This window comes from uncultured Campylobacter sp. (assembly GCF_938045225.1).
Classification (GTDB): domain Bacteria; phylum Campylobacterota; class Campylobacteria; order Campylobacterales; family Campylobacteraceae; genus Campylobacter_A.
Genome location: NZ_CALINL010000046.1, coordinates 1 through 4,411, shown reverse-complemented (window position 1 = coordinate 4,411; position 4,411 = coordinate 1). Strand labels below are relative to the sequence as shown.

Annotated in this window: 5 protein-coding genes and 1 pseudogene; all 6 read right to left on the bottom strand. The window is 46.5% G+C overall.

The features are described from left to right. Positions 1 to 316 (bottom strand): annotated as a pseudogene (locus Q0200_RS02435) (hypothetical protein); the annotation flags it as partial. 297 nt (positions 317 to 613) lie between these two features. Then, complete coding sequence (locus tag Q0200_RS02430; protein WP_297937302.1) at positions 614 to 1,126, bottom strand: threonine/serine exporter family protein; 513 nt, start codon at positions 1,124 to 1,126, stop codon at positions 614 to 616. Beyond that, positions 1,119 to 1,901: a threonine/serine exporter family protein gene (locus tag Q0200_RS02425; protein ID WP_297937299.1), complete on the bottom strand. Its 783-nt coding sequence runs from the start codon at positions 1,899 to 1,901 to the stop codon at positions 1,119 to 1,121. The genes Q0200_RS02430 and Q0200_RS02425 overlap by 8 nt, the downstream gene beginning before the upstream one ends. Beyond that, positions 1,898 to 2,365 carry a DUF4149 domain-containing protein gene (locus tag Q0200_RS02420; RefSeq protein ID WP_297937296.1) on the bottom strand — a complete coding sequence of 156 codons (468 nt, stop codon included), beginning with the start codon at positions 2,363 to 2,365 and terminating at the stop codon, positions 1,898 to 1,900. The genes Q0200_RS02425 and Q0200_RS02420 overlap by 4 nt, the downstream gene beginning before the upstream one ends. A gap of 155 nt (positions 2,366 to 2,520) precedes the next feature. Continuing rightward, positions 2,521 to 3,369: a peptide chain release factor N(5)-glutamine methyltransferase gene (gene prmC, locus Q0200_RS02415; RefSeq protein WP_297937293.1), complete on the bottom strand. Its 849-nt coding sequence runs from the start codon at positions 3,367 to 3,369 to the stop codon at positions 2,521 to 2,523. Then, positions 3,356 to 4,411 (bottom strand): M48 family metallopeptidase (locus tag Q0200_RS02410; protein ID WP_297937290.1); only part of this gene is annotated, 1,056 nt, incomplete at its 5' end. The genes Q0200_RS02410 and prmC, both read right to left, overlap by 14 nt.

Sequence of the window (4,411 nt, the reverse complement as noted above, 5' to 3'; positions counted from 1 at the left end):
CATGCATCTGTCCGGGCGCGTATTTTTGGGCTAGCATCGCGTCGATTTTTTCTATGGTTTTGGTTATCCAGCCTTCTTCACTCCTATCGAAATTGATATTTTCAGCCTCAAATATCTCGTAGGTAGTTTTATTCATATACTCTTGTGCTATACGCGCATCCTCGTCGCTTTGCACGCTTTTTTGAGGCGTTTTGTTTAAATTTTGCTTATCGAAAGGAGCGATTTTAGCGACGCTTGCTTGCGCTTTTTGCGGGTCGGCTTTGGTTTCGAAATTCAGCTGATAACCCGCCGAGTTTAAATTTATGCCTTCTATCATTTTTAAATCCTTTTAAATTTAGATTTTAAGATAAATCGGCAAATTTGAGAAACAATTTAGGGTAAAGATAAGAAAGGATATCAAATTTAGCTCCCGTTTCGAGAGCTAAATTTAATCCAAATTTGAACGCAAAAAAGATAAGCGGAAGCATCTTGCGATGAATTTAAATATTTTCTGCTTCGCTACGCTTGCAGCTAAATAGAAGAAGTAAATTTCCTCCCAAGACTAGACATATAGTCTGTCGCAGGGCGAAATTTACGCAATCATTTAAAGGCACGCAAGAGACGACGAGTAAAATTACTTTTCCGTTAACTCGCACTTAGCGCCCCTAGTTATCATCAAGGACTGATCGTAAAACAAAATAAGCACCACCGAAACGCCAACGCCAAGCGCTAGCGAGACCGTCGTAGTCGTGATCGCATTATCAAAAAATATGATTAGATATTCGTTTTTCTTAGCGATATCAGGCTCGTTTAGAAACGAAAACAGCGCCAAGATGCCTTTATACGCATAGACTCCCGGCACCATCGGCAAAAGTGCGGGAAACGCGATAATCTCAGCGGGCACTTTGAGCCGTTTGGCAAAGAGCATACCTAAAATCCCGCTTAAAAATGAGACGATAAGGGTGGCTACGCTGATGTTAAAAAATCCCATCTGCATGATCCAAAAGCGGCTAGCGTGTGCAAACGCGGCAAGTAGCGCGCAAAATGCGAGAGTCCTTTTTGGCGGAGAGCTAGCGTAGGCAAAGCCAAGCCCCGCCACCGCGGCAAAAGCGCCGTCTATGAGAGTCGCAGTCAAAAGCTCAAACATGTAAAATCTCCGCACTACTAAGCGAGAGCGTGATATAGACGCCCACCGCTATGCAAAGTATCAGGATGCCCGTGCTCACGGCTCTGCTGATACCCACTAGCGTGTTGTCGTTTAGGATATCAAAGACCGAGTTTATGAGAAAAACGCCCGGCATCAAAAAGAGTATCGACGAGCCGATCGCCACGTCGCTAGTGTGCGTAAAACCGTAAAATACGCCAAGATAGGCGATAAACGAGACTACAAACGAGGTCAAAACGTACTGGATTTTTAAATTTACGCCCATTTTAGCAAGCGCAAATCTAAGGCTATATCCCACGAGCGTCGCGAAAAATACACAAGCCACCGAGCCCATATCGCCGCCAAAAAGCTTGCAAAACGCCGCATTTGCAAAGCTAATCAAGATAAGCGAGCTGGCAAATTTATTCGCCCCTATACGCATGACGCCATCAAACTGCTCTTTGGCTTCATCAAGGCTCAAATTTTCATCCAAGATCCGCCAACTAAGCGACGAAAGCTCAGAAATGCGGTTAAAGCTCACCTGCCCTATCGGGATCTTTTTCACGTAGGTTCGGCGTAGGGAGTTATCGGCCGAGTCCATGACGCTAATGGTAAAATACTTCACGAAAATCGTCACGCTAACGTCGTAGCCGTAACGCCTAGCCACGCGGTCCACGCACTTTTCGACGCGCGCGGTGTAGGTGCCCGCACTCACCATCGCCGTCGTATAGTCAGATAGAAAATCGGTTAAAATTTGGATATCGGGCTTCGCGCTCATTTTTCGGCGGTTTTAAATTTGATGAAAAACAAAGCAAGCTGTGCAAACAACATCAGCTTCATCGTCCATTCGCTAGCCGCGTGCATCTGCGCAAACTCGGCCGTCTGCGTCGCCGCCTCGCCAGCCGTCTGCGCGTCCATGATGTAGGGCGTGAAGTAAAAAACAAACGAAAGCGCGAGGGCTAAATTTATCGCGCATAGCATATTCGCGCTAAATTTAGCGGCAAATTTGACGCTAGATCTAAACGAGGCAAGCTCGTAAAGCGCGATCAGGACGCTAACGGCTAGCAAGGCGTAGTTAAATTTAACAAATATCGTAGCCATCAGTTTGCCGCTTTGAAACTGCGTAAGTACGCCCTCACCAAGTATGCTCTGCGGATAAAAAATCGTCGGCGCAACCAGAGCGCCCAGAGCCAGCTCCGTGCCGATAAGCGCACCCAAAAGCAAAAAATAAACGCTTTTCATGATTTTCCTTTTTTTGATTTATCGCACGCATTTTAGGGTTATAGCATTTAAAATTCGCTAAATTTGAGCAAGAAGGGCGGAAATTTGAGAGCTATAAATTCGACGCAAGCTGAGGCAAATTTGGTTTTTCGCCAAAGCACAAACCGCGCGCAAATTTAGAAATTTGCAAATACGTTTCGCGCGACGAATCCGCGGTCAAATCCCACTAAATCCTTGTAAAACTCCGCCTCAAACCCGTTAAATTTAAGCGCGTTTTGCATACTTTCTCGCTGATCGTAGCCCATCTCGCAGGCTAGGTATTTTACGCCGCGATTTTTAGCGACGAGGATAATGTTTTTTAAGATCTCATCGCCCGCCGCGCCGCCAAAGAGCGCCTCGTGCGGCTCGTTTAGCACGAATTTATCAAGCTCGTAGCCCTGCGCGATATAAGGCGGGTTTGAAACGAGCAGATCAAACTGCCCGTAAATTTCGTCCAGATACGCGCATTTTACGAACTCTATTTTGTCCTCTACGCCAAATTTCGCGGCGTTCTCGCGAGCCAAATTTAACGCATCGTCGCTGATATCGGAGACTATGATTTTAGCGTTTGAGTTTAGCGCGAGGCAGATACTGATTATCCCGCTTCCGACTCCGATCTCGGCAACTAGGGGCGGCCCCTTTCGAGAAGGTAAATTTGATAAAATTTCAAGAGACTTTTCGACTAAAATTTCAGTCTCCGGACGCGGGATTAGGACGCCCTTTTTTACGTTAAAAGTAAGTCCGTAAAAGCCCGCCTCGCCCGTGATATACTCTAGCGGTTCGTGATTTGCGAAGCGTTTTACCAGCGCGAAATATCCGTCCGCATCATCAAGCTCGCGGTTTAAATTTAAAAATATCCACTCGATTTTTACGCCAAGATGCCGCATCAAAAACACCTTGGCTACGCGCGCCGGATTTGCACCGTTTATCTCGCACGCTGGAGCTATCTGTGAGGCGGCGGCTTTTAGCGCGTCATTTACCGTCATTTTCCAGCTCGTTTATACGCTCAAAAAGGCTTGGGTGCGAGTGATAGACGAACGCATAGAGCGGATGAGCCTTTGGAAAGGCCTTGTTTTCGGAGCCTAGCTTTTTTAGCGCGCTTATCATGTCGTCTTTGTTTGAGATTTCGCTAGCGAATTTATCGGCGCCAAATTCGTTTGCGCGGCTAAAATACGAGCTAATAGGCGAAAATAAAAATCCGAAAATCGGCGAAAAAAGTAGCAAAAACACGATCACTCCGCCGCCTGCCGGACTGAGTCCCAGCGCGTCGTACGCCGCGTCAGGGATATTGCCAAATATAAAAAACATCGCAAAAAGCATAACCGCGCTTAGGGCGATCATTTTTAGGATATCTTTGTGCTTAAAGTGTCCAAGCTCATGCCCTAAAACGGCGATTATCTCCTCTAAACTTAGTTTCTTAACGAGCGTATCAAAAAGCACCACGCGTTTAGTCGCGCCAAGGCCGCCAAAATAGGCGTTCAGGCGGTTGTCGCGCTTGCTGGCGTCTATCGTAAAAACGCCGCTGCTTTTAAACCCGCAATGTGCTAAAAGCCCTTCTATACGGCTTTTTAGCTCGCTCTCCTCCAGCGGCTGCATTTTATTAAAGATAGGCGCGATAAGCGTCGGATAGACGAGATTTATCACGAGCGCGACCGCGAAGCTCAGCAAAAACGCCCAAAACCACCAAAAATCGCCCAAAAATCTAATGCAAAGCAGCACCAGCCATACAAACAGCGTGCCAAACACCAGCGTTAGCGCGAGCGTTTTAAGTAGATCAAGCGCAAAAATTTTGGGCGTTACGTTTGAAAAGCCAAGCTTTTTATCTTTAACGAAGGTTTCATAGATATTTAGCGGTAGCTCCAGTAGCGACGAGATGATCAAAAAGCTCATCACAAAGATGATATGATCTCGCAGTTCTCCCGTTTTATAGGCGCTCTCATATAGCTCGCCAAGCCCCCAGCACGCCCACATCACAAATATCGCGGCGTGATAAAACAGGCTTGCTATCTCAAATTTTTGATTCGTTAT

Bases quoted from the DNA above. Each gene is read 5' to 3' on its own strand.
- Q0200_RS02430 (WP_297937302.1), bottom strand. From the start codon at position 1,126: ATGTTTGAGCTTTTGACTGCGACTCTCATAGACGGCGCTTTTGCCGCG.
- Q0200_RS02425 (WP_297937299.1), bottom strand. From the start codon at position 1,901: ATGAGCGCGAAGCCCGATATCCAAATTTTAACCGATTTTCTATCTGAC.
- Q0200_RS02420 (WP_297937296.1), bottom strand. From the start codon at position 2,365: ATGAAAAGCGTTTATTTTTTGCTTTTGGGTGCGCTTATCGGCACGGAG.
- prmC (WP_297937293.1), bottom strand. From the start codon at position 3,369: ATGACGGTAAATGACGCGCTAAAAGCCGCCGCCTCACAGATAGCTCCA.